Below are 25169 nucleotides of genomic sequence, written 5' to 3' on the forward strand. Positions count from 1 at the left end.
CCCGATGATCAAGATCAACCCGCCCTCATCGGGCACCCCACCAACGCGCAGTATCGTCGAGCAGGTCCGTGACAACGCCCGCGCGCATCCTGACAAACTGGCTGTGGTCTGTGGGCCCGTCCGCCTGACATGGGGCGCGTTCGATGCGGGCGTGAACCGCGTCGCCAACCTGCTGTTGGGGCAGGGGATGCAGCACGGCGACCGCATCGCGATACTGTCGCCCAATTCGGCGGATTATGCGCTGCTCTTCATGGGTATCCTGCGGGCTGGCGGCTGTGTCACGCCCCTGTCCACGATGGCATCCAGCGCAGCGCTTGAGCGGATGCTGCGTGACTGCGAGGCCCGCGCGATTTTTGTGGCAGAGCAGTATCTGGGTCTGGTCGAAGGGTTTCTTAGCGATCTGGATATCACCCGCTACGCGATGGATTTCGACGATCCGCGCTTTGTGCCGATGCAAGCGGCACTTCAAAGCGCGGATACCACCGACCCGATGGTGCCGATTGGTCTGAAGGACGCTTTCAACCTGATCTATTCCTCTGGCACGACCGGCACCCCTAAGGGGATCATCCACGACCACTGGATGCGCGCCGCACAGATGGACCGTGTCACACCCAACGGCTATGACGACAACGCGCGCACGCTGATCTCGACACCGCTCTATTCCAATACAACTATCGTCTCGTTCATCCCGACTCTGTTCGGCGGATCGACTGTGCATCTGATGGGCAAATTCGACGCGGCCGCGTATTTGCAGATTGTCGAGAACGAGCGCATCACCCACACGATGTTGGTGCCCGTCCAATATAAACGGATCATGGATGTGCCGGATTTCGACCGCTTCGATTTGTCTTCCATGCGGGTGAAATTCTCGACCTCGGCACCGCTGCGCGCCGATGTGAAGGCCGATGTGCTGGCGCGCTTTCCCGGCAAGTTGATCGAGTATTATGGCCTGACCGAAGGCGGCGGTGTCACCGTGCTGGTCGCGGACGAACATCCTGACAAGCTGCACACTGTCGGCAAGCTCGGCCCCGGAAACGATATCCGCCTGATTGACCTCGAGGGGCGCGAGGTCGCGCAAGGGCAGGTCGGAGAGATCTGCGGACGCGGCCCTACGATGATGGCAGGTTATTTCGGACGCGAGGATCTGACCCGTGACTATATCTGGCTGAACGAATCCGGAGAGGTCTATTTCCGTTCCGGCGATATGGGCCGCTTTGACGAGGATGGATTTCTGATCCTGTCGGATCGCAAGAAGGACATGATCATCTCGGGCGGGCTGAATATCTTTGCCGATGATCTGGAACTAGTGTTGCTGGCCGATCCCGATGTGACCGATGCCGCCGTGATCGGTATTCCCTCGGATGCATGGGGCGAGACACCCTACGGGCTGGTCGTTCTGCGCCAAGGCACGGACCGCAGCCTTGGCGAAATCTGCACAGCCGCCAATGAGAAACTTGGCAAAAGCCAGCGTCTGTCGGGGCTTGAGGCGCGTGATGCCTTGCCCCGCAGCTCTATCGGCAAGATATTGAAACGCGAATTGCGCGCGCCCTTCTGGGCAGATGCGCCACACTGACCGGAAAGGCACAGCATGACGAACCCCACCGATCCCGCCATCAACGGCGCCGAAAGCCTTGTGCATACGCTGCTGGCCGCGGGCGTCGATACCTGCTTTTCCAATCCCGGCACCTCCGAGATGCATTTTGTGGCAGCGCTTGACCATATCCCCGGCATGCGCTCGGTTCTGACCCTGCAAGAGGGCGTGGCGACAGGGGCGGCGGATGGCTATTACCGCATGGCAGGCAAGACCGCCTGCACATTGCTGCATCTGGGGCCGGGCCTTGCGAATGGGTTATCGAACCTGCACAACGCCAAAAAAGCGGGATCGGGTGTTCTGAACATCATTGGCGAGCATGCCCAAAGCCATATCGACCTTGATGCGCCTCTGACCTCGGATATCGAGGGGATTGCGCGCCCTGTGTCGCATTGGGTGCATAGTTCGAAATCCGTGGGCGATCTGGGCGCGGATGCGGTGCAGGCTGTGCAGGCCGCCAATACCGCCCCGGGACAGGTAGCCGCCCTGATCCTGCCATCAGATACCGCATGGACGGAGGGCGGTATAGTGGCCGACCCGCAACCCGCACCACAGCGCCCCGATTTCGACCGCAGCCAGCTTCGGGCAGCGACCACTGCGCTGTCCGGCCCTGACAGCCTGTTACTCTTGGGTGGCGCGGCACTGACCGAGGACAATCTGCTGCTGGCAGGCCGCATCAGCGCCGCCACGGGATGCGCGCTCTTGTCGGAATGGGCCAATGCAAGGATGGACCGCGGGGCAGGGCGCGTCACCGTGGGGCGCGTGCCCTATCCGATTGATCAGGCGCTCAAGGTGCTGGCCCCCTACAAGCGGATCGTGCTGGTCGGCGCGCGCGCGCCTATCGGCTTTTTCGCCTATCCCGGCAAACCGGCTGTGCTGACGGCGGACGGCGCCGAGATCATCCATCTGGCCCATACCGGCAGCGATCTGGCTGCTGCCTTGGTCGCTCTTTGCGATGGTGCGGGTGCCAGCGCCACGCCCCCCGCCCATGTTGCGAAAGCCGCCGTGCCGGACAAACCCAAGGGCGGACTGACACCCGACAATATCGCCGATCTGTTGGGCCGCGCGATCCCAGAAGGGGCCGTGGTGGTCGACGAATCCGTCACCACAGGCCGCAGCTTCTTTCCGGCCACCCAAGGCGCGCCGAAACATGTCTGGCTGAACAATTGCGGCGGCTCGATCGGCTACGGCCTGCCCGTCGCCATTGGCGCCGCCATTGCCGCGCCCAAGGCAAAGGTCATGGCACTGACCGGTGACGGCTCGGCCATGTATACACTTCAGGCGCTTTGGACGATGGCGCGGGAAAATCTGGATGTCACCGTGGTGATTTTTGCCAACCGCAGCTACCGCATCTTGCGCGGCGAGTTGACGAATGTGGGCGTCGGTAATCCCGGCCCGCGCGCCATCGACATGCTGTCACTGGACCGGCCCAATCTGGACTGGGTGCAAATGGCCCGTGGCATGGGCGTCGAAGGCGTCGCCGTGACCGATTGCGACGGGCTGGAGGCGGCACTGGCCGACGGACTGGCGATGTCCGGCCCCTACCTGATCGAAGCCGTGATGTGAGAAGCGCCGCTCAATAACTTTCCGCACCAATCAGCCGGTCAATGGGCGCGTAGTCATCGGTCAGCACGATCGGCGCGCGCGCGGCCTTCAGTTGCGCCTGCGCTTGCGGGGGAATGCGCGCAAAGGTGATCGGCGCGGGTGACATGCCTTGCAACACATCCACATCCGTCGGGCTGAACCCGGCGGCGATGATGTTGATCATCCGCTCGCCCGGTTCGGGGCGGCGCGCCTCGGTCCAGATTTCGACATGGGGAAAGACCTGCTCCAGCGTATGGACGAGCGACATCAGCGCAATCATCCGGTCGGCATGGTCGATCACGTTCATCAGGTAAACGCCATCCTCGGTCAGGTGGTCGCGCACCAGCGTGAAGAACTCTTCCGTCACCAGATGCGCAGGCACCGCGATATCGGTGAAAGCATCACCGATGATCACGTCATAGCTGCTGCCATCGGTCCGCAAGGCACTGCGCGCATCCTGGTTGAGGATACGCGTGCCTGCGGGGTCGAACCAGAAATCGCGGATCGCCACCTGCGTCACGGTGGGGTCAATCTCGGCCACGGTCACCTGGGGGCGCGGCTCAAGCGTGGACCATTTGCGCGGCACGGTGAAGGTGCCGCCCCCGATGAAAAAGGCCGAGAAATCGGTGCCGCCCATCCGCTCGCGCGCCAGCAGGTCCAGCAAGGCAGCATGGTCGTAGAAGATCACCTCGGGCAGATCGCGGGCCGACACGCCATGCACCAGATGATCCAGCACCATCAAACGCACAGGGCTGTTCGGATCGGCCGAGACATCCTCGACCCTGATGCAGAAATAGTCGCTTTCCTCGGTGCAGGGCGAGGGCTGTGCCAATGTCGCGCCAGCCAGCGCCAGACCGGCCAGCGTGACCAGTGCAGCCACCAGCATGCCGGATTGATCACCAGCGCGCCGTGCCAGCCACAGCAGGATCAGTGCCGCCACCAGATAGCAGACCGTGACCAGCGCCAAGGTCCCCACCGATCCCAGCCATGCGACAAAGACGAAACCTGCCAGCAACGTGCCGGCAATAGCGCCCAAAGCACCAGCCGCGAACATCGCCCCCAAGGCGCGGCCGGACTGATCAGGGGCCGCGACCACCGAAATCTGTGCCAAAACCGGTGCGGGAATGCCCGCAAAGAACGAGGGCATGAAGAAGGCGATCATACATAGCGCGACAATGGCCCCGATGGGATTGCTGATATGCGGCAGCAGGATGTCCGCGCCGCTCCGCAACACGAACACAGCCAGCGCTGTGGTCAGGCCCGCGCCCAGCATCGACCACCCCGTCCAGAGAAGGGCGCGCGGCGCCTGCATTTCAGCGATCCGCCCGCCCGCCCAATGGCCTGCCGAAAAACCGGCCAGCACCACGGCGATGATCGAAGTCCAGGTATAGAGCGACATGCCGACATAGGGGGCCAGCATCCGTCCCGCCACGATTTCCACCACAAGCGAAGCCGCCGAAACTGCCGCTTGCAGGATAACCAGCAAAGCCACACCCGGCAGGACAGAAGGGTGATCCTTGGTCAGAATGGCTGTCACAGTGTCGGTCCCTTTCGGCGTTTTCGTTCAGCGCGCAGTTGGGACAAAACAGGGGTGCACTGCAAGATGAAACCACCGGGACATATGCAAAAACCCGCAAGGATCAACTTGCGGGTCGGCTCATTCCTGTTGCGCGCGTAGTGCGGGAGAGGACCTTACCGGCCCCAACTGCGGATCGGCCCGCAATCCATATGCACAAAATTGGATCCCGAATAAGATCCGACCCCGCCGGCGCGGCAGGCGGCTGCGGCGCGGGCCATCTGACCGACCGAGCGAGAGGCCAGACGCAGATCGGCAGCCTGACCCTGAAGGTGCAAGGAGTTGCGCGCCACACCCGAAGAGTTCGAGCGCAACATCGCATTGGTCTTGGGGCTGCGATAGCCGGACAGAAGCATGTAGGGCTCGCTCACGTCCAGAAGGTTATGGGCGGCGGCCATGATATCGACGGTCCGCAGGTCCATGTTCTTGACGTCATTTGTGCGCCAGTCGCGCATGAAATGGTTTATCTCGGCCACGGCATCGCGGATATACTCGCCTTCGACCCAGTAGATCGTGTCAAGACGTTCACCGGTCCGGCCCGAGTAAAGTTTGATCCGGCGGATATCACCGCTGCGGCGTAACAATCCGGCGGCTTTGGAATAGGTCGGGGCTGCCACCAATGCGGTTGCCGCGAACACACCCAGAAGCGCACGCCGCGAAAGGCTTGAGGAGTTGTCATAGGTCATGTGAGCGTCTGTCCCGTCGCTTGCCTGTTTGCCCGCGATGTTACGCGGAGTTTGCCATCCATCCCCAGATGCAGGGTAAGGTATTACATATAAGGATTCGTGAACCAACCCGCGGTTCCATTTTTTTTCGACCCGCAAGCCCCTTTCGGCGAAATTCTGCCACTCGCGCGGTCGGTAGCACATTTGGCGGCAAACCGATGCAACCCTGCATCACCCGTGCCAACTGCGCCAGGACATGACAAATTGTGAATGGACTTTACGGCGCGCAGTTTCCACTGCTGAAGTCCATAGCTGCTTGATTTGAAAAGAGGTTGCGATGTTTTGCGCTGGAGAACCTGCTGAAACCGGCTTTGTTAAGGCTGTTCTGGTTTCTGCATTACTGTCCCTGACACTCGCCACGGGGCTGTCTTTCGGCTTTGGTGGCAACGCACAGGCCCAGATCCTCAGTCCCGACCAATCGCAAACCCTGGCCGCGGCAGGCGAGAGGACGCGTGTCACAGCCTTCAAGCAGGCCGTTGCCGAAGCGGCCTCCTCCGACAAGGATATCGCGACGTTCTACCGCGAAAACGATTATGCGCCGGTTTGGACCGGCACAGGCGCAGAACACACAGACCGCCGACGCAGTTTACTACAGGCGATTGCGGATGCGGGCGAGCATGGGCTGCCCCCTGCGCGCTATCGCGGCGATGCGCTGATGGCGGCCATGCAGGTGGCCGGCAACCCGCGCGATCTGGGGCTTCTCGAGGTCGAGTTGACGCGTAGCCTGTTGCGGCTGGCGCGCGATCTGCAAACCGGCTTGGTCGTGCCCTCCGAGATCGACAAGGCCATCGTCCGCAAAGTGCCGCTGCGCGACCGCGTCGAGACAATGAACAGCTTTGTCACCACGACACCTGCCGCCTTTTTTCGCGGGTTGGCACCGTCGACCAGTGAATACACACGGTTGATGAAGGAAAAAATCCGGCTGGAGCGGTTGTTGGGGCAGGGCGGCTGGGGCGCCCTTGTTCCGGCCAAGACCCTTGCGCCGGGTGACAGCGGTGCCGCCGTGGTCGCCCTGCGTAACCGGCTGATCGCAATGGGGTATCTGGGACGCAGCGCGACACAGAACTATGACGCCGCGGTGCAAACCGCTGTGCAGCTGTTTCAGGCCGACCATGGCTTGACAGCGGATGGCGTGGCTGGTGCCTCCACCATGACCGAGATCAACGCACCTGTGGAAGAGCGCCTGAAATCAGTGATTGTCTCGATGGAGCGTGAACGCTGGTTGGGCGAAGAGCGTGGCAAGCGGCATGTTCTGGTCAATCTGACCGACTTCCAGTCCAAGATCATCGACGATGACCGCGTGACCTTTCAGACTCGTTCCGTGATCGGCGCCGTCGATCCGGCCAAGCGCACGCCCGAATTCTCGGACATGATGAGCTATCTGGAGATCAATCCCGACTGGACCGTTCCGACAGGCATCATCCAGCGCGACTACCTGCCTGCCTTGCAGCGCAATCCCAATGCGTTGTCGCATCTGCAAGTAACCGATGCGCGCGGACGGGTGATCCCGCGCGGGGCTATCGACTTCTCGCGCTATACCGCGCGGACCTTTCCCTTCAACCTGCGCCAGCCGCCAAGCCGGTCGAACGCACTGGGGACCGTCAAGTTCATGTTCCCGAACCCCTATGCGATCTATTTGCACGACACGCCCGACAAGAGCCTGTTTTCACGTGAAAGCCGTGCCTATTCGAATGGCTGTGTCCGCCTGAACGATCCGCATGATTTCGCCTATGTGCTGCTGGCGCGGCAGGAAGCGGACCCCAAGACATTTTTCGACCGCATCCTGAATTCAGGCCAGCAAACCCGCGTGAACCTTGTGGACCCCGTGCCGGTGCACCTGATCTACCGCACCGCCTTTACCAACGCCAAGGGCAAGACCAACTATCGGCGGGACGTTTACGGACGTGACACAAAGATATGGGAAGCGCTTGAACGGGCAGGGGTGGAACTGCGCGCGGTTCAGGGGTAAATCTGCCCCGTCAGATACGGGGGCCAGCATGAGTTACACGATAAAAGAGATCGCGGCGGCGCTGGGGGCAGAGGCTTTCGGCGCTGTCGACCTGCAGGTCTCGGGCGTGGCGGAACCCGCTATGGCGGGACCGGATGATCTGGCACTGGCCATGTCACCCAAATATGCCGAAGGCTTGCCACAGGGACAGGCTTGCGCGGCCATGCTTTGGGCAGGGGCAGACTGGCAGGGCCTTGGCCTGCAAGCTGCCATCGTCGCCCCGCGTCCGCGTTACGCGATGTCCGGCCTCAGTGCGATGATGGACCCGGGCGAAGGGTTCGGCATCGGAATCCATCCATCCGCCGTGGTCGATCCGCTGGCATTGATCGGCGCGGATGTCACGATCGGGGCGCTGGCAGTGATCGGGCCGCGCGCACAAATCGGGGCCGGTTCGGTGATCGGGCCGCAATGCTATATCGGCGCCGATGCGATCCTTGGCGACGGGGCTTTCCTGCGCGAAGGCGTGCGGCTTGCGGCCCGCGTCAGGATCGGCGCACGCTTCTTTGCCCATCCCGGTGCGGTGGTCGGCGCGGACGGGTTTTCCTTTGTCACACCAGAAGCATCAGGCGTCGAGAATGTGCGCCAGACGCTTGGCGATCAGGGTGATGCAGCCCCGCAATCATGGGCGCGCATCCATTCCCTTGGCTCTGTTCGGATCGGTGATGATGTGGAACTGGGGGCCAATAGCTGTATCGACCGTGGCACCGTGCGCGATACCCAAATCGGTGACCGCGTCAAATTCGACAATCTGGTCCATATCGGCCATAATGTAAGGATAGGGAATGATTGCCTGATCTGCGGTCAGGTGGGGATCGCAGGATCGACCGTTGTGGGCAATAACGTGGTGCTGGCCGGACAGACAGGGCTGAGCGATAATCTGACCATCGGTGACAATGTCATCACCGGCGGTGCGACAAAGGTCATGTCCAATGTGCCTGCGGGCCGCGTGATGCTGGGCTATCCTGCGGTCAAAATGGAAAATCACATCGAAAGTTACAAGGCGTTGCGCCGCTTGCCGCGCCTTTTCCGTGATGTCGCGGCCTTGCAGAAATCGGTTTTCAAGACCGAAGAGAGCGACTAAATCGGCACCAGATCCAGCGGCCAGTGGCCGGACGGGTCACAAGGAAAGGGCCTCGCATGAGCATTCAGGACCGTGTCATCGCCATCATCGCCGAACAGGCCGTGCTGGAACCATCTGATGTGACCCCGGACAGTACGCTTGAGGCGTTGGGAATCGACAGTCTGGGACTGGTCGAAAGTATTTTCGCGATCGAGGAAGCCTTCGACATCACTATCCCGTTTAATGCGAACGAGCCTGAAAAGTCAGATTTCGATATATCCTCGGTCGCTTCCATCGTGGCGGGGATCGAGAAACTGGTGGCCGAACGGGATCAATCTTGAAACGGGTTGTCATTACAGGTGCGGGTACGATCAACGCGCTTGGCCATGATGTTCCCGAAACCCTGGCCGCGATGCGCGAGGGGCGCTGCGGAATAGGCCAGCTAGAGTTCCGCGATGTCGAACGCCTGTCCATCCAGATCGGCGGTCAGATCAAGGGCTTCGAGGCCGAGGGCCATTTCAACCGTCAACAGATGACGCTCTATGACCGCTTCACCCAGTTCACCCTGATGGCGGCGCGCGAGGCGATCAAACAGTCGGGGCTGGAGTTCAGCGGCGATCTGGCCAATCGCGCCGGTGTTGTGCTGGGCACGGCGGGCGGGGGTGTCAGCACGTGGGATGACAATTACCGCGCCGTCTATGAAGAGGGCAAGAACCGTGTGCATCCATTCGTGGTGCCCAAGCTGATGATGAATGCCGCTGCCTCGCATGTGTCGATGGAGTATAACCTGCGCGGGCCAAGCTTCACGGTCTCGACCGCCTGTGCCTCGTCCAACCACGCGATGGCGCAAGCCTTCCAGATGGTGCGCTCGGGCATGAGCCCTGCGATGATCACCGGCGGGTCGGAATCGATGCTGTGCTTTGGCGGCATCAAGGCATGGGAAGGGCTGCGGGTCATGTCGCGCGATGCCTGTCGCCCGTTTTCGGCCAATCGCAACGGCATGGTGCAGGGCGAGGGAGCGGGGATATTCGTCTTCGAGGAATATGACCATGCCCGCGCGCGCGGCGCCGAGATTATGGCAGAGGTGGCTGGCTATGCCATGTCTTCGGATGCCGCCGACATCGTCATGCCGTCCAAACAGGGCGCTTCAAGAGCTATTGCAGGGGCCTTGCGCGATGGCGGTATCGCGGCGGACAAGGTGGGCTATATCAACGCGCATGGCACGGGAACGGCGGCCAATGACAAGACCGAATGCGCGGCGGTGGCCGATGTATTCGGGCGGCATGCTGACCGGCTGATGATCTCGTCAACCAAATCAATGCACGGTCATCTGATCGGCGCGACAGGAGCTGTGGAACTGCTAGCCTGTATCATGGCATTGCGGGACGGGATCATCGCACCCACCATTGGCTACGAAGAATTCGACCCCGAATGCGCGCTGGACGTGGTCCCCAACGAAGCGCGCGAGGCCAAGGTCGAGGTCGCCTTGAGCAACGCTTTCGCCTTTGGCGGGTTGAACGCTGTGCTGGCGCTCAAACGCGTCTGATTTTTCTCTGATTACCATATCACAAGAATAAAGGTCGCCCAACAGGGCGACCTTTGCAACAAATACACGTCAAACGGGTTGGTTACTCGGTCGGCAAGGTTACAAGATCATAACCTGCGGTAAAACCGGTGAGCGACAAGTCCAGACTGACCCGTTGATCCGGTGCTACGAAAGGCACAAGCGACACAGTGGCAGAAGCGCCGCGCTTGTAAGAGTTGACATCTTCCTCGGTCAAACCGATGCGCGCATAGCAGCCCTGCTGGTCACAGACCGAGAAGGGGTAACGCTTGCTTTGACCGTCATTGATCTGGATGGTCAACTGCCCGGTCAGCAAGGTCTCAAGCGGCACCGCCACCAGCGCGCCGGCTACTGCCTGACCACCAGCGGGCAGTTTGAACAGGCGCATGTTGGCAACCTGATTGCCTTGGCTATCCGTCAGGGTCTGGAACATTTGGCAAGGTTCGTCCTCGCCCTCGGGCACGCGCAGGCATTCCAGCGACCAGTCGCCTGTCACTTCGCGGATATATGTCTGGCCCGGCACCTGGCCGTCGACAACGGGTTCACCCATCGAAACCCCCTGATCAGGAGGCGTCGTCTGCTCGGTCGGGGCGGCTTCGGTCTCGGTTTCGGCGGGCGCGGGTGGTGTGGTCTGCGCGAAAGCAGCCCCTCCCAAAGGAGCCCCCAAAGCTAGTGCGGCAATCATCGACATCCGTGTTAGAAGTTTGGGCATATTCCCGTCCTGTTGCTGAGAAAAAACTACTGCGCGCGCTCTACCATGTCAGCATAGCATTGTCAGGGCGCTTTTCGATCAGCTTGACCCGATAGGGCGAAAACCCGCCTTGACCGATAGATCAAGAACGCTGTGCAACCATCCGGCGAAAAACAAAAAAGGGGCCGAATGGCCCCTTTTAAGGTATTTTTTTGCTCCCCGTCGGACTGGCCGACTTAGTTATTGACGTGACGCTAATTTGAAATGCACCACCGGTCAACAGGCAATGGAACACAATTCTGCCAGATATGAAAAAAGACCGCATCCGAAGATGCGGCCAGTCTGACAGGGAGGAAAAAGTCCGATTCCGTGTGCAACGACAGTTTCGGACTGGATTCATTCTGGCAGATAGGGGTTAAGTTTGTATTTTCAGAACGGCTAAACCGATGAAAGCGGGGCAGCTTTGAGGCAAATTGAAAGGGCAGACAGTGGAAGATGCGATTTTCGTAGGTGGCGGCGGTGAAGGCTACGGCACCAAACAAGGGTTGTTGCTGAGCTATGCGAACCGCCACGGGCTGATCGCGGGCGCGACGGGGACGGGCAAGACGGTCACGCTGCAGATCCTCGCCGAGGGTTTCTCGGCCGCTGGGGTGCCGGTCTTCATGTCCGATGTGAAGGGCGATCTGTCAGGCTTGGCCCTGCCGGGCGATCCGACGGGAAAGCTGCATGAACCCTTTACCAAACGCGCGACGACAATCGGTTTTGACAATTTCGCCTATGACGGCTTTCCGGTGGCTTTCTGGGACATGTTCGGCGCGCAGGGCCACCCTGTCCGCACGACCTTGGCCGAGATGGGGCCGCTGCTGCTCAGCCGCCTGCTGGAACTGACCGAGGCGCAGGAGGGTATCCTGAACATCGCCTACCGGCTGGCCGACGAACAGGGCATGCCGCTGCTGGATCTGAAAGATCTTCAGGCCTTTCTGGTCTGGATAGGCGAGAACCGCGCCGAGATTTCCTTTCGCTACGGCAATATCGCGGTGTCCTCTGTGGGCGCGATCCAGCGGCGGTTGATGGTGCTGGAAAATCAGGGTGGCACGCATTTCTTTGGTGAGCCCGCACTTGAACTGGCCGATCTGATGCGCTGTGACGAGGATGGGCGCGGTGTGGTCAACATCCTGGCCGCCGACCGCCTGATGAACAGCCCGCGCCTTTATGCAACCTTCCTGCTCTGGCTTTTGTCCGAACTGTTCGAAACCCTGCCCGAAGTCGGCAACCCCGCCAAACCCAAGCTGGTCTTCTTCTTTGACGAGGCGCATCTGCTGTTCAACGATGCCCCCAAGGCGCTGGTGGAAAAGGTCGAGCAGGTGGCGCGCCTGATCCGCTCCAAAGGGGTGGGCGTCTACTTCATCACGCAGAATCCGGCTGACGTGCCCGAGAATATCCTTGGCCAGTTGGGCAACCGTGTGCAGCATGCCTTGCGCGCCTTTACGGGGCGCGACCAACAGGAATTGCGTCGCGCGGCACAGACCTATCGCAGCAATCCCGCCTTTGACACCGAAACCGCGATCCGCGAGGTCGGCACGGGCGAGGCTGTCACTTCCTTGCTCGAGAACAAGGGCGTGCCCGGGATTGTCGAGCGCACGCTGATCCGTCCACCGTCTTCGCAACTGGGACCGATCACCGAAAGCCAGCGCAACGCACTGATCCGCACATCCGCGCTGTTTGGCAAATATGAGACCCCGCTGGATCGCGACTCAGCCTACGAGGCATTGAAACGGATTGCCGAAGAGGCCGCGCAAGAGGCCGAGGCGGCGGCTGCTGCCGAGGCCAAGGCCATCGAGGAAGAGCGCGAATTCAAAGCCGCGCGCCGCTACCAGCCGACAACGCCCGCAAAACGCAGCACAAGCAGTCGCAGCCGCGAGCCTGAAAGCCTTGGCGAGGCTATGGGCAATGCGCTGATGAAGGAACTCAAGGGCACGACAGGCCGCCGTATCGTGCGTGGACTTTTGGGCGGGCTGTTCAGGGGGCGCTGAACCACCATCGGATCAGTCAGAAAAAAGGCCCGCAAGGATATCCTCCTTGCGGGCCTTCTTGTTGTCGGGGCCTTTGGCCTATTTTTCGGGGATCAGGCCGCGCGGGCTGAAGCGCAGCACCAAAAGCAGGATCAATCCCATCGTAAACAGGCGCATATGCGCCGCACTGTCCATCAGATGCGATTTCAGGGCGCCATCGGACATACCGGATGTCAGCGTGCTCATCAGCCACAACCCGATCGGTTCCACCTGCACCCAAAGCAGCCAGATCAGCAACCCGCCCAGCACCGCGCCGAAATTGTTACCCGAACCGCCCACGATCACCATGACCCAGACCAGAAAGGTGAAACGCAGCGGCTGATAGGTGCCGGGTGTCAACTGTCCGTCCAGCGTGGTCATCATCGCGCCGGCGATGCCGCAAATCGCAGAGCCCAGGACGAAGATCTGCAAATGACGGCGCGTGACATCCTTGCCCATCGCTTCTGCGGCGACCTCGTTGTCGCGGATCGCGCGCATCATCCGGCCCCAAGGCGATTTCAGCGCTTTTTGCGCCATCCACAGCAGGATCACCAGAACCACAGTGAACAGCGCCGCATATTCCAGCTTCACATAGATGGTCGAGGCCGTGACCGCGTCCATCCCGAAACTGGCCGCGCGTTCCACGAATTCGGGGTCGCGTTGCAGATCCACTTCCAGCGGCACAGGGCGGGGCAGGCCCACCACGTTCTTGACGCCGCGCGCCAGCCAGTCCTCGTTCTTCAGGACCGCAATGATGATCTCGGCAATGCCCAGCGTGGCGATGGCAAGATAGTCGCTCCGCAGACCAAGGGCGGTTTTACCGATGATCCAGGCAGCCCCCGCCGCCAGCAACCCGCCGACCGGCCAAGCCATCAGAACCGGCAAGCCAAGCCCGCCGATATTGCCCGACGAGGCCGGATTGATCGCCTCAATCGCCTCGACAGCCGGATCGAAGACCGACCGGTAAAGAAAAAAGCCGCCGATCAGGATCACCAGCATCACCAGCACGCGCATATTGCCCTTGGGCATCCGGCTATAGGCCAGCACGGCCAGCACGATCGTCACGGCCCCCATCACAAGGCCCGCAATCACGCCGAAACCGCCCGCAGCCCATGCGCCTTGGGTCGGGGGCATCGACACCAGCACGGCGGCCAGACCACCCAGCGCCACGAAGCCCATGACACCCACGTTGAACAACCCTGCAAAGCCCCATTGCAGGTTGACCCCCAAGGCCATGATCGCGCTGATCAGGCCCATATTCAGGATCAACAGCGCCGTGTTCCAGCTTTGCATCACCCCCGTAATCACGATCAGGAGTGCGACAAGGGCAAAAAGCCCTGTGTTCTTGACCATCTCGTTCATACCGATTTCCCCTTGAACAGGCCCGTCGGGCGGAACAGCAGAACAACCAGCAGGATGATGAAGCTGACTGCGAATTTGTAATCAGTGGACAAAAGCTGTACCAGCCCGTCCGGCCCCATCCCGTCGGGCAGGGCATAGACCAGCACCTTTTTCCACGCATAAGTGATCGTCACCTCGGAGAAGGCGATCACGAAACCGCCCGCGATGGCACCCACAGGGCTACCAAGGCCGCCCACGATGGCGCTGGCGAAAATCGGCAAAAGCAGTTGGAAATAAGTGAACGCCTTGAAGCTTTTGTCCAGCCCGTAAAGCGTGCCCGCCACGGTGGCCAATGCGGCCACGATGATCCATGTCACCATGACCACCTTTTCGGGATTGATGCCCGACAGCAGCGCCAGATCCTCGTTATCAGAATAAGCGCGCATGGATTTGCCGGTGCGGGTCTTGTTCAGGAACCAGAACAACAGGGCCACGACAATCACTGCCGTAATCACGGTGATGCCTGTCGAGGTGCGGATTGCAAGCCCCTCCTCAAGGCCCGTCAACGCGCGGAAGGTGCGGGCCGAGATGATGAAACGCTCGCCATCGCCGAAAGCGTGGTCATCCGGCCCGATGATGAAGCGCACGACACCGTTCATGATGAACATGACACCCATCGACACGATCACAAGGATCACGGGCTTGGCCTTCTGCTCGCGGTAAAAGCGATAGACGGCGCGGTCTGTCAGCAGCACGAACAGCGCGCAGCCTGCGATGCCAAAGGGCAAGGCAAGCAGGGCAGTCGGAAAGACGCCCAGCGAGATACCCCATGACTGGAACAGCCATGTGAACAGGATGGTGACCATCGTGCCGAACGCCATTGTATCGCCATGGGCGAAGTTCGAGAACCGCAGGATGCCATAGATGAGCGTCACCCCCAGCGCACCAAGTGCGAGCTGGCTGCCATAGGCAATCGCGGGGACGATGACGAAATTCGTCAGCGTGATAATTGCGTTGAGAAGATCCATGGCTCAGCCCCCCAGAAACGATTTGCGGACTTCGGGATCGGCCATCAACGCCTTGCCGGTGTCTGTGAATGCGTTGCGCCCCTGCACCAGAACATAGCCCTTGTCGGCAATCTCCAGCGCCTGACGCGCGTTCTGTTCGACCATCAGGATCGGAATACCGGTGCGGGCAACCTCGATGATCCGGTCGAATAATTCGTCCATGACGATGGGTGACACGCCCGCTGTCGGCTCGTCCAGCATCAGAACCTTGGGCTTGGTCATCAGCGCGCGGCCTACGGCCACCTGCTGGCGCTGCCCGCCCGACAGTTCGCCCGCCGCCTGATAGCGTTTTTCCTTGAGGATCGGGAACAGATCATAGACCTGCGCCATCGTATCGCGGAAATCATCGCTGCGGATGAACGCGCCCATTTCAAGATTTTCCTCGACCGTCATCGAGGTAAAGATATTGCTGGTCTGCGGCACGAAACCCATCCCCTTGACCACGCGGTCCTGCGGGGTCAGCGCGGTGATATCCTCGCCATCCAGCAGCACGCGGCCCGAACGGACATCCAGCATTCCGAAAACCGCCTTCATCGCGGTGGATTTGCCCGCACCGTTTGGCCCGACGATCACGGCAATCTCGCCGCGATCCACGGCGATAGTGCAATCATGCAGGATGTCGGGGCCTTTGCCATAGCCGCCGGTCATCGCCTCGCCAATCAGAAAGGGGCCACCGGGGGCCGCAGTCACCTTGCCGCTTTTGCTGCGCGGCATCTGGCTGCCTTGTCCGGCAGGGTTGGTGATCGAGCGGTCCTTGTTGCCACGATCATCCTGATAGGGGTTGCCGTTGCTCATGCGCCCACCTTGTCCTTGTTCTTCAGACCGGTGCCCAGATAGGCTTCGATCACCTGTTCATTGGCCTTGATCTCGGCCAGCGTGCCCTTTGCCAGCACCTTGCCTTCGGCCATACAGATCACCGGATCGCAAAGCCGTCCGATGAAATCCATGTCATGCTCGATCACGACAAAGGTATATCCGCGTTCCTTGTTCAGCTTGATGATCGCATCGCCGATCGTGTTCAGCAGGGTGCGGTTCACGCCCGCGCCCACCTCGTCCAGAAAGACGATCTTGGCATCCACCATCATGGTGCGGCCCAGTTCCAGCAGCTTTTTCTGACCGCCCGAAATCTGGCTGGCTTTCTGTTCGGCCAGATGGTCAATAGTCAGGAATTCCAGAACCTCGTCCGCCTTGGCGCGTAGGGCGCGCTCCTCGTCGGCGATGCGTTTGCGACCGAACCAGGTGTTCCACAGGTTTTCACCTGACTGGTTGCCCGGCACCATCATCAGGTTCTCGCGGCAGGTCATCGAGCCGAATTCATGCGCGATCTGGAAGGTCCGCAGCAGGCCCTTGTGGAACAACGCGTGCGGCGGCAGGCCTGTGATATCGTCGCCAAGCATCGTCACCGTGCCCGATGTCGGCGACAAAACACCAGCGATCACATTAAAAAGCGTGGTTTTTCCGGCACCGTTGGGGCCGATCAGCCCAGTGATCGTGCCCTTCTTGATGTCCAGCGAGGCCCCGTCAACGGCACGGAATCCGCCAAACGTCTTTACGACGTTGTCGACTTTGATCATACCTTTTCCCCCGGCACTGTTCTTTTGACGTGCCTTTATCTTATGCAAACGGCGCGGGGGAAGCCCCCGCGCCGTCAAATCTCGCTGCGTCAGATCACCGGAAGTTCACGGTCTCGATCACGCCATCCTTGATCTCGATTTCACGGTAGTTGCCGGCCGATTCACCGGGTCCGATCAGTTCAACAGCGGTCGCACCGACATAGTCGATATCGCCGCCCGCTTTGATGATCTCGATCGCTTTGGCCAGTTCGCCGGGGAAGATTTCTTCGCCGGGGGCGTTGGCCAGATCCATCACGTGATCCTTAAAATCGGCAGAAGCCGTGGATTTCGCCGCTTCCATCGCCAGCAGGATCAGCGCGGCCGCATCATAGCTTTCCGGTGCAAAGGCCGAGGTGCCGTCGAAACCGGCTTCGGTCGCCAGACCCTGGAACAGTTCCGCACCGGCGCTGTCGGTGCCAGGATACTGGCCGAACGAGCCCGTCAGACCATCGCCGATATCGTCCACAAGCTGCTGGCCAACCATACCGTCGGGCAGAACGAACGTGTCGAATGCACCGGAATCAAGGCTTGCCTGAATGATGCCTTTGCCACCCTGATCGGTATAGCCTGCAACAACAAGAACCTCGCCCCCGGCAGACGCCAGTGCCGCCACTTCCGATGAGTAGTCGGCCTTGCCGTCCTCATGGCTGGAGTTGATTGTCACGGTGCCGCCGGCTTCGGTGAACGCGGCTGCGAATGCATCGGCCAGACCCTTGCCGTAGTCGTTGTTGGTATAGGTCAGGGCAACGGATTTGATTCCGCGATCCATGATCACTTCGGTCATCACAACGCCCTGACGTGCGTCAGACGGGGCGGTGCGGAAGAACAGACCATCATCATCGGCGGTCGACAGACCGGGGGATGTGGCCGAGGGCGAGATCATCACAACGCCGTTCGGCCGCGCGACGTTTTGCAGGATCGCACCGGTCACACCCGAGCAGTCCGCGCCCATGATCGCGTTCACGTTATCGGATGTCACCAGACGCTCTCCGGCTGCAGTCGCCGCACCCGCGTCGATGCAGGTCGAGTCAGCGCGCACTGACGTCACAGTTGCGCCATCCAGCAGCGTGCCAGCCGCGTTGACTTCCGCAATCGCCAGTTCAGCGCCGGCAGCCATGTTGGGCGTGATCGATTCCAGCGGGCCGGTGAAGCCCAGAATGATGCCGATCTTGATCTCTTGTGCCGACACGGAGCCCGCCATCAAGGCGGTCGCGGCCGTGGCCAAAAGTAGTTTTTTCATGTTAGTCTCCCATATTGGATCTTATGTCCAGCACACAGGTTAAGTTCACTTTGCCTAAAAGAAAAGCGCAATACGGGGTCAGCAATCACCCGAATGCGACTTTTTGTGAGGCCGCCAAATGCTAGGCTCCAGCGCCGTGCGTGCTAGGCTTGCGACACCAACTCCGGGAGAATGCCGATGCGCCGCGATATGATGATCACAAGCCTGCTGGCCTTTTGCGCCGGAACATGGGCCATCAGTGAACCTGTGGTTGCACTGGACAGCCGCGACGGGGCGTTGACCGTCACGGCCATGGCGGAGGGGTTCGCAACCCCTTGGGCCGTCGGGTTCCTGCCAGACGGCGGATTTCTGGTGACCGAACGCGAGGGGCGATTGTGGCACGTGGCGCGAAACGGCAACCGCCAGCAAGTCAGGGGGCTGCCGCAGATTCGCGTGGGCGGGCAGGGCGGTCTGCTGGATCTGATGGTGCCGCGTGACTTCGCCCAAAGCCGCGACATTTTCTTCAGCTATGCAAAGCCGCAGGGCAGGGCCGAGGGCACAGCCCTTGCCGTCGGACGTCTGTCCGAGGATCGCACAAATTTGCAAGATGTCCGGTTGCTGTTCGAAATGGCTCCCGGCTCGTCCGGGGGGCGACATTTTGGCGGGCGCATTGTGGAAGGCCCGCAAGGTCATCTGTTCCTGACCATCGGGGACCGTGGCGATCCGGACACCGCGCAGGATGTTGGCAACCACAACGGCGCAGTCATCAGAATTAACCGCGACGGATCGGTTCCTGCCGACAATCCTTTCGTGAACCAGTCCGGTGCACGGCCGGAAATCTGGTCCTATGGCCACCGCAACCCGCAGGGCGCAAGCCTTGATGCGGATGGCACCCTGTGGGTGAACGAGCACGGCGCGCGCGGCGGGGACGAGGTGAACCGCGTGCAAAAAGGCGCCAATTACGGCTGGCCTGTCATCTCCTACGGGCGGCACTACTCGGGTCTGCCCATTGGGGAAGGCACGTCCAAGCCGGGCTTGGAACAACCGCAGATGTATTGGGATCCGTCGATGGCCCCGTCGGGCATGGCGATCTACACGGGCGATCTTTGGCCCGCATGGCGCGGCCAGATGTTCGTGGGATCGCTCAAGTTCGACTATATCGCCCGTGTCGGTGGCGCGACCCCGACCGAGATTGAACAGATCAAGGGCCGTGAAACCGACCGCGTGCGCGATATCAGACAAGCGCCAGACGGGTCTGTCTGGTTCATCAGCGAGGGTCGCGGCACGATCTACCGTATCGCGCCCTGATCCTGATCTTAGATCGACAGCCGTGTCGCGTGACTGCCGCGCTCGCGGTAGGGCGTTGTGTCGTAATGCGCGCGGTAGCATTTCGAGAAATGCGAGGGCGAGGCAAAGCCGCAGGCAAGTGCCACGTTGATCACGCTCATATCGGTCTGCATCAGCAGGTTACGCGCCTTCGACAGCCGCAATTCCATGTAGTAGCGCTTGGGACTGCGGCTGAGATAGCGACGGAACAGCCGTTCAAGCTGCCGCGTCGACATGCCCACATCGCGCGCCAGAACCGAAGGGCTGATCGGCTCTTCGATATGGCCTTCCATCATCTGGATCACGCGGCTCAGCTTGGGATGGCGCACGCCGATTCGCGTTGGAACCGACAGGCGTTGCGTGTCCTGATCGGTGCGGATTGATGAATAGATGAACTGGTCCGCCACAAGATTGGCGACATCTTCGCCCTGATCATTTGCGATCAGCTTGAGCATCAGGTCGATGGACGAGATCCCCCCCGCGGTGCTGAAGCGGTTGCCATCGACCACAAAGACCGATTTGGTCAGATCCACCTCTTCGAATTCCTCGGCGAAACTGTCCTGATTTTCCCAATGGATCGTGGCGCGCTTTCCGTCCAGCAATCCGGCTTTGGCCAGCGCATAGCTGGCCGTGCACAACCCGCCCAGCAACATCCCCTTGCGTGCCTCGCGACGCAGCCACGAGATCACTTTTTTTGTTGTCGCCCGCTGCACATCAACGCCGCCACAGACCACTACAACATCGTCGCGCCCCAGTTCGATCAGATCCGCATCGACCTGGAACTCTACACCAGCCGAGCATTTGATCTGCGTGCCGCCTTCGCCCAACAAAAGCCAGCTATAGGCTGTGCGCTCCATGATGCGGTTGGCAATCCGCAGGCTTTCCAACGCCGAGGCAAAGCTGAGCAGGGTGAAGTTGTCCAAAAGCACAAAGACAAACCGCCGCGGTGCCGCGGCAGATGCAGGCTCTTTGGCCATCGGGCGGGGCGAAGACATGGGTGTGATGCTCCATCGGGGTTGCAGGGCAATTGATCAGGTTTGATAATCCGCATCAAGGGCCGCAACGGCGTTCTAAGGTGCAATTGCGCCAAATCGCGACCATTGGACGTCGCCTTTCACCGATGCGGGGGCAAATCGCTTGTGGCATGCGGGGCGCGGCTTTTGTATAGAAGGCCCGACAATAGCAGATTTGCGGAGATGCGGACATGAGCGAATGGCAAAAAACCGATTGGCGCGGACGCCCACGGGTTCAAATGCCTGATTATTTGGATGCCGCCAGCCTTGGCACCGTCGAGGCGCAATTGTCCAAATATCCCCCGCTGGTCTTTGCCGGCGAGGCGCGCAAGCTGAAAACCGCGCTTGGCGAGGCGTCGCGCGGCGAGGCGTTTCTGTTGCAGGGCGGCGATTGCGCGGAAAGCTTCGACCAGTTCAGCGCCAACGCAATCCGCGACACGTTCAAGGTGATGCTGCAAATGGCGATGGTGCTGACCTATGGCGCCAAGGTGCCGGTGGTGAAGGTTGGCCGCATGGCAGGCCAGTTCGCCAAGCCGCGTTCCGCCCCGACCGAAACGATCGACGGGATGGAACTGCCCTCGTATCGAGGCGACATCATCAACGATCTGGCCGCCACGCCGGATGCCCGTCAGCCCGACCCGCAGCGCATGTTGCAGGCCTATTTGCAAGCAGCGGCAACGTTGAACCTGCTGCGCGCTTTCTCGACCGGCGGCTATGCCGATGTGCATCAAGTGCATAGCTGGACGCTTGGCTTTATCGAGGGCGACAACGCGGCGCGCTACCGCGATATGGCCAACCGGATCAGCGACACGCTGGATTTCATCAAGGCCGCCGGTATCGACAGCAAGCAGGCGCATACGCTGCAAACCGTCGATTTCTACACCAGCCACGAAGCTTTGCTGCTGGAATATGAAGAGGCGCTGACCCGTCTGGATACGACATCGGGCAAATGGCTGGCAGGCTCCGGCCATATGGTCTGGATTGGCGACCGCACGCGCCAGCCGGACGGCGCGCATGTGGAATATTGCCGTGGTGTGCTGAACCCGATCGGGTTGAAATGCGGGCCAAGCATGACGTCCGAGGACCTCAAGCTGCTGATGGCCAAGCTGAACCCCAAGAACGAGGCGGGACGCCTGACCCTGATCGCGCGTTTCGGTGCGGGCAAGGTGGCCGAACACCTGCCGCGCCTGATCAAGACGGTGCGCGACGAAGGGGCCAATGTGCTGTGGGTCTGCGATCCGATGCATGGCAACACGATCAAGTCCTCGAGCGGATACAAGACCCGGCCTTTCGACGCGGTGCTGCGCGAGGTCCGCGAGTTCTTTGCCGTGCACAAATCCGAAGGCACAATCCCGGGCGGTGTGCATTTCGAGATGACGGGCGAGGATGTGACCGAATGCACCGGCGGTTTGCGCGCAGTCAGCGACGAGGATCTGTCGGACCGTTACCACACAGCCTGCGATCCGCGCCTGAATGCCAGCCAATCGCTGGAACTGGCCTTTCTGGTGGCCGAGGAACTGTCGAACCTGCGCGCAGAACGTCAGGCCGCCGCGGTAGTCTGACACCTCATAGGCGTTAAGAAAGCTAACCGGCGGGCCATACCCGCCGGTTTTTTTATGTGTGGCGCTGTTTCAGAGCGAAAGGCGGGGTTCAGGCGTCGGTCGGGACAAGACGCAAATGCGAACCGCAAATGTCGGACCCGCGCGATCGTCGCACCGCATGCAAGAGGGTAACATTGCACTCATGGCTGTGCTGCGCACCCGCAGTCTTGGGGGTGACAGCTTGAGGCGTGAAACACAGCGCACCCTCTTCACCGGTCACTTCGGTCATTTGCCGTGCGGTTACGGTGAAACGGCGGGGCGTGCGCCCGATACTGCCGCTGCTGTCCAGACAGCCCAGCACACGGCTGATCTCACCGCTTTCGCCACGCATTGGCAACAGCAACAGCCGCGCTTCGAGCGGTGGTTTGCCGATACCGGTTTCCGCCTGCAAGGATAGTCTGGCCGTGGCCGGCGCATTGCAAACCTGCACCAGACACTCCGCCAGCGCGCGACGCGCTTCGGGCTGGAAAAACGCGGTCAGGGGCATGCCGCGCACCTCCATCCCCAGAAGATCGACAAGATGACCGCCCGCGATCCTGAGCCGCCCGATGCCCGGCGCCACCTGTTCCAGAATGAACGCATATTCCAGCGCGGATTCGATACCGCGCGGATCAACCTCGGCCCGGCGTGGCACGATGCGCCGCCCGCGCAGGGCATGCCAATAGGCCTCGACCTGCGCGATATGGGCAAAACGGGGATCTGGACGGTGACGGTTCATCGCGATCACATTGCTGGTGGAGCCCTTTACGGGCGACATGCGGTCTTCACACATGACAACAAGTCCTTAACAGCGTTCTAGGCGGCAATAGGTTAACATGGCCTTAATATGCCAGTGTTTGATGAAAACCGAACATGAATTCGCAAGCTTTGGTTAACCCCTTCGCAACACCACAGCCCGCGACGGGATGCTTGCCGTTGGCCGCGGGACAGGCTAGGCCATCGCCCAACGCCGTGACAGTGACGCGAAGGGGATGCACAGGTGATACAGTCGATGACCGGGTTTGCCACCGCGAAAGGGTCCGCTTGCGGGGCTCTGTGGTCGTGGGACTTGCGAAGCGTCAACGGCAAGGGGCTGGACCTGCGTTTGCGGGTGCCGGACTGGATCGAAGGGTTGGAAACCCAGCTCAGAACACGCCTGACAGCACAGATCGGACGCGGCAATGTCACCTTGAATCTGCGCCTGAGCCGTGAGGAGGGCGTCGGCGAAATGACGGTCAATCCCGGTGGTCTGACCGCCGTGATCGCCGCCATGGCCTGCGTCGAGACCGAGGCGATGCAGGCAGGCCTGTCACTGGCCCCCGCCACCGCCGCCGATATTCTAGGCATCCGCGGCGTGTTGGAAACCCGCAGCCTCGAGGCCGAGTCCGGCCCGCTGCTCAAGGCGCTAATGGCGGATTTCGAAACCGTGCTGGCAGATTTCAAACAGATGCGCCGCACCGAGGGGCGCGCACTGCACGCCGTCATCAGGGCACAACTGGCGCAGATCACCACGCTAGTGGATCAGATCGCAGCCGCGTCCGAGGCGCGCAATACCGAAATGGCCGCCACCATGCGCACCAATCTGGCCCGCGTGCTGGACAACACGGACGGGGCCGATCCGCAGCGCGTGGCGCAGGAACTGGCGTTGATCGCGGTCAAGGCCGATGTAACCGAGGAACTGGATCGCCTGCGCGCCCATATCGCGGCCGCGCTGGACTTGCTGCAAAGCTCCGATCCGGTGGGGCGCAAACTGGATTTCCTGACGCAGGAATTCAACCGCGAAGCCAATACCCTCTGCGCCAAGGCCCAGCACAAGACATTGACGCGGATCGGTCTGGACTTGAAAACCGTCATCGACCAGATGCGCGAACAGGTCCAGAATATCCAATAGGCCGGATGATCGGAAAGGCAGACTGACATGGACCAAAGACGCGGGCTTCTGATTATCCTGTCTTCGCCCTCGGGTGCGGGAAAATCAACGCTGGCCAGCCGCTTGCGGGCGTGGGACACCTCGATCCGGTTCTCGGTCTCGGCCACCACCCGCGCCCCGCGCCCCGGCGAGGAACATGGCCGCGAATACTATTTCCACAGCCGCGAGGAATTCGAAAGCATGGTTGCGCGCGGCGACATGCTGGAACATGCCGAGGTGTTCGGCAACTTTTACGGCAGCCCGAAAGGCCCCGTCGCCGCCGCCATAGATGCCGGACAGGATGTGCTGTTCGATATCGACTGGCAGGGCGGCCAGCAGGTCCGCAACTCGAGCCTTGGCAAACATGTGCTGTCGATCTTCATACTGCCCCCCTCGATCGCGGAGCTGGAACGCCGCCTGCGGTCACGCGGGCAGGACAGCGATGATGTGATCGACGCCCGCATGACCAAATCGCGTGACGAAATAAGTCATTGGCCGGAATATGATTTCGTTCTGGTCAACGACAATCTGGACGACACGTTCGCCCGCCTTCAAACCATTGTCAGCGCGGAAAGGCTGCGCCTGTCGCAACAACCCGCGCTGGTGGATACGGTCCGCAACCTGAACAAGGAATTCGAGGAACGCACATGACACTTTACGCTCTGGACGGAAACGCCCCGCAACTGCCCGCAGACGGTGATTTCTGGATCGCCCCCGATGCCAATGTGATCGGCAATGTCGTGCTGGACAGCGGCGCCTCGGTCTGGTTTGGCGCGACATTGCGCGGCGATAACGAGGTGATCCATATCGGCGCGGGCAGCAATGTGCAGGAAAACACCGTGATGCACACCGATATCGGCTATCCGCTGGTGGTCGGCAAGAATTGCACAATCGGCCACAAGGCCATGCTGCATGGCTGCACGATTGGCGACAATACCCTGATCGGAATGGGCGCCACGGTGCTCAACGGCGCGAAGATCGGCAATAACTGCCTGATCGGGGCAGGAGCCCTGATCACGGAAGGCAAGGAGATCCCCGATGGATCGCTGGTCATGGGCGCGCCCGGCAAGGTGGTGCGGCAGTTGGACGAGGCCGCGATCGAAGGTCTGCGCCGCTCGGCGCTGGGATACCAGATGAATATGCGCCGTTTTGCAAAGGGCCTGACCGCACTCTGAGCAGTCGCGCAGGAGCGCGCCGCGCGCTGATATGTGAGGCAAGACGAAACGGGCAGGGCGCTGCTTGCCGTTGCTT

General features: G+C 60.9%; 22 protein-coding genes. 12 read left to right on the forward strand and 10 right to left on the reverse strand.

Annotated features, from left to right (window positions below):
* Positions 1-4: 4 nt before the first annotated feature.
* Both K7H22_RS12725 and K7H22_RS12730 read left to right on the forward strand, forming a co-directional pair.
* Positions 5-1573, forward strand: a complete 1569-nt coding sequence (locus K7H22_RS12725; protein WP_230801239.1) for a class I adenylate-forming enzyme family protein — start codon at positions 5-7, stop codon at positions 1571-1573.
* A gap of 15 nt (positions 1574-1588) precedes the next feature.
* On the forward strand, positions 1589-3157 hold the full coding sequence (locus K7H22_RS12730; protein WP_230801240.1) for an acetolactate synthase large subunit: 1569 nt from the start codon (positions 1589-1591) through the stop codon (positions 3155-3157).
* 10 nt (positions 3158-3167) lie between these two features.
* Here the strand turns inward: K7H22_RS12730 and K7H22_RS12735 are convergent, their stop codons facing one another.
* Entirely contained in the window at positions 3168-4712 is a 1545-nt protein-coding gene (locus K7H22_RS12735) for a fused MFS/spermidine synthase (RefSeq protein WP_230801241.1), read from the reverse strand.
* A gap of 155 nt (positions 4713-4867) precedes the next feature.
* Entirely contained in the window at positions 4868-5437 is a 570-nt protein-coding gene (locus K7H22_RS12740) for a YcbK family protein (protein ID WP_230801242.1), read from the reverse strand.
* 316 nt (positions 5438-5753) lie between these two features.
* Between K7H22_RS12740 and K7H22_RS12745 the strand changes: the two genes are divergently transcribed.
* Genes K7H22_RS12745 through K7H22_RS12760 form a run of 4 tightly spaced genes read left to right on the forward strand, consistent with a single transcriptional unit; the run spans position 5754 to position 10090 of the window.
* Complete coding sequence (locus K7H22_RS12745) at positions 5754-7445, forward strand: L,D-transpeptidase family protein (RefSeq protein ID WP_230801243.1); 1692 nt, start codon at positions 5754-5756, stop codon at positions 7443-7445.
* Positions 7446-7473: 28 nt separating this feature from the next.
* Entirely contained in the window at positions 7474-8565 is a 1092-nt protein-coding gene (locus K7H22_RS12750; protein WP_230801244.1) for a UDP-3-O-(3-hydroxymyristoyl)glucosamine N-acyltransferase, read from the forward strand.
* A 56-nt stretch (positions 8566-8621) separates the two neighbouring features.
* Positions 8622-8885 (forward strand): acyl carrier protein, encoded by a 264-nt coding sequence (locus K7H22_RS12755; protein WP_230801245.1) that lies wholly within the window; start codon positions 8622-8624, stop codon positions 8883-8885.
* Positions 8882-10090: a beta-ketoacyl-[acyl-carrier-protein] synthase family protein gene (locus K7H22_RS12760; protein ID WP_230801246.1), complete on the forward strand. Its 1209-nt coding sequence runs from the start codon at positions 8882-8884 to the stop codon at positions 10088-10090. The genes K7H22_RS12755 and K7H22_RS12760 overlap by 4 nt, the downstream gene beginning before the upstream one ends.
* A gap of 82 nt (positions 10091-10172) precedes the next feature.
* Here K7H22_RS12760 and K7H22_RS12765 read toward each other — a convergent pair whose 3' ends face one another.
* On the reverse strand, positions 10173-10820 hold the full coding sequence (locus K7H22_RS12765) for an invasion associated locus B family protein (RefSeq protein ID WP_230801247.1): 648 nt from the start codon (positions 10818-10820) through the stop codon (positions 10173-10175).
* Positions 10821-11287: 467 nt separating this feature from the next.
* Here K7H22_RS12765 and K7H22_RS12770 point away from each other — a divergent pair, with 467 nt between their 5' ends.
* Positions 11288-12832, forward strand: a complete 1545-nt coding sequence (locus tag K7H22_RS12770; RefSeq protein WP_230801248.1) for a helicase HerA-like domain-containing protein — start codon at positions 11288-11290, stop codon at positions 12830-12832.
* A 78-nt stretch (positions 12833-12910) separates the two neighbouring features.
* Here K7H22_RS12770 and K7H22_RS12775 read toward each other — a convergent pair whose 3' ends face one another.
* The 5 genes from K7H22_RS12775 to K7H22_RS12795 all read right to left on the reverse strand — a co-directional run bounded on the left by K7H22_RS12775 (position 12911) and on the right by K7H22_RS12795 (position 18111).
* Positions 12911-14212, reverse strand: a complete 1302-nt coding sequence (locus K7H22_RS12775) for a branched-chain amino acid ABC transporter permease (RefSeq protein WP_230801249.1) — start codon at positions 14210-14212, stop codon at positions 12911-12913.
* On the reverse strand, positions 14209-15219 hold the full coding sequence (locus tag K7H22_RS12780; protein WP_230801250.1) for a branched-chain amino acid ABC transporter permease: 1011 nt from the start codon (positions 15217-15219) through the stop codon (positions 14209-14211). Before K7H22_RS12780 ends, K7H22_RS12775 begins: the two co-directional genes overlap by 4 nt.
* Positions 15220-15222: 3 nt before the next feature.
* Positions 15223-16053: an ABC transporter ATP-binding protein gene (locus K7H22_RS12785; RefSeq protein WP_230801251.1), complete on the reverse strand. Its 831-nt coding sequence runs from the start codon at positions 16051-16053 to the stop codon at positions 15223-15225.
* Entirely contained in the window at positions 16050-16832 is a 783-nt protein-coding gene (locus tag K7H22_RS12790) for an ABC transporter ATP-binding protein (protein WP_230801252.1), read from the reverse strand. The genes K7H22_RS12785 and K7H22_RS12790 overlap by 4 nt, the downstream gene beginning before the upstream one ends.
* Before the next feature lie 94 nt (positions 16833-16926).
* On the reverse strand, positions 16927-18111 hold the full coding sequence (locus K7H22_RS12795; RefSeq protein ID WP_230801253.1) for an ABC transporter substrate-binding protein: 1185 nt from the start codon (positions 18109-18111) through the stop codon (positions 16927-16929).
* A gap of 177 nt (positions 18112-18288) precedes the next feature.
* Between K7H22_RS12795 and K7H22_RS12800 the strand changes: the two genes are divergently transcribed.
* Complete coding sequence (locus tag K7H22_RS12800; RefSeq protein WP_230801254.1) at positions 18289-19398, forward strand: PQQ-dependent sugar dehydrogenase; 1110 nt, start codon at positions 18289-18291, stop codon at positions 19396-19398.
* Positions 19399-19406: 8 nt separating this feature from the next.
* Here the strand turns inward: K7H22_RS12800 and K7H22_RS12805 are convergent, their stop codons facing one another.
* Positions 19407-20411 carry a GlxA family transcriptional regulator gene (locus K7H22_RS12805; protein WP_230801255.1) on the reverse strand — a complete coding sequence of 335 codons (1005 nt, stop codon included), beginning with the start codon at positions 20409-20411 and terminating at the stop codon, positions 19407-19409.
* Between the two features lie 209 nt (positions 20412-20620).
* Here K7H22_RS12805 and K7H22_RS12810 point away from each other — a divergent pair, with 209 nt between their 5' ends.
* Positions 20621-21991 (forward strand): class II 3-deoxy-7-phosphoheptulonate synthase, encoded by a 1371-nt coding sequence (locus K7H22_RS12810; protein ID WP_230801256.1) that lies wholly within the window; start codon positions 20621-20623, stop codon positions 21989-21991.
* A gap of 88 nt (positions 21992-22079) precedes the next feature.
* Here the strand turns inward: K7H22_RS12810 and K7H22_RS12815 are convergent, their stop codons facing one another.
* Entirely contained in the window at positions 22080-22802 is a 723-nt protein-coding gene (locus K7H22_RS12815) for a PAS domain-containing protein (RefSeq protein ID WP_230801257.1), read from the reverse strand.
* Positions 22803-23021: 219 nt separating this feature from the next.
* Between K7H22_RS12815 and K7H22_RS12820 the strand changes: the two genes are divergently transcribed.
* From K7H22_RS12820 to K7H22_RS12830, 3 genes are read left to right on the forward strand one after another with little or no spacing between them, the layout of a single operon-like run.
* Positions 23022-23900, forward strand: coding sequence for a YicC/YloC family endoribonuclease (locus K7H22_RS12820; protein WP_230801258.1), 879 nt, complete (start codon positions 23022-23024; stop codon positions 23898-23900).
* 27 nt (positions 23901-23927) lie between these two features.
* Positions 23928-24569, forward strand: coding sequence for a guanylate kinase (gmk, locus tag K7H22_RS12825; RefSeq protein WP_230801259.1), 642 nt, complete (start codon positions 23928-23930; stop codon positions 24567-24569).
* Entirely contained in the window at positions 24566-25093 is a 528-nt protein-coding gene (locus K7H22_RS12830; RefSeq protein ID WP_230801260.1) for a gamma carbonic anhydrase family protein, read from the forward strand. The genes gmk and K7H22_RS12830 overlap by 4 nt, the downstream gene beginning before the upstream one ends.
* Positions 25094-25169 lie beyond the last annotated feature (76 nt).

Source organism: Seohaeicola saemankumensis (genome assembly GCF_021021435.1).
In the GTDB taxonomy this organism is placed as follows: domain Bacteria; phylum Pseudomonadota; class Alphaproteobacteria; order Rhodobacterales; family Rhodobacteraceae; genus Seohaeicola.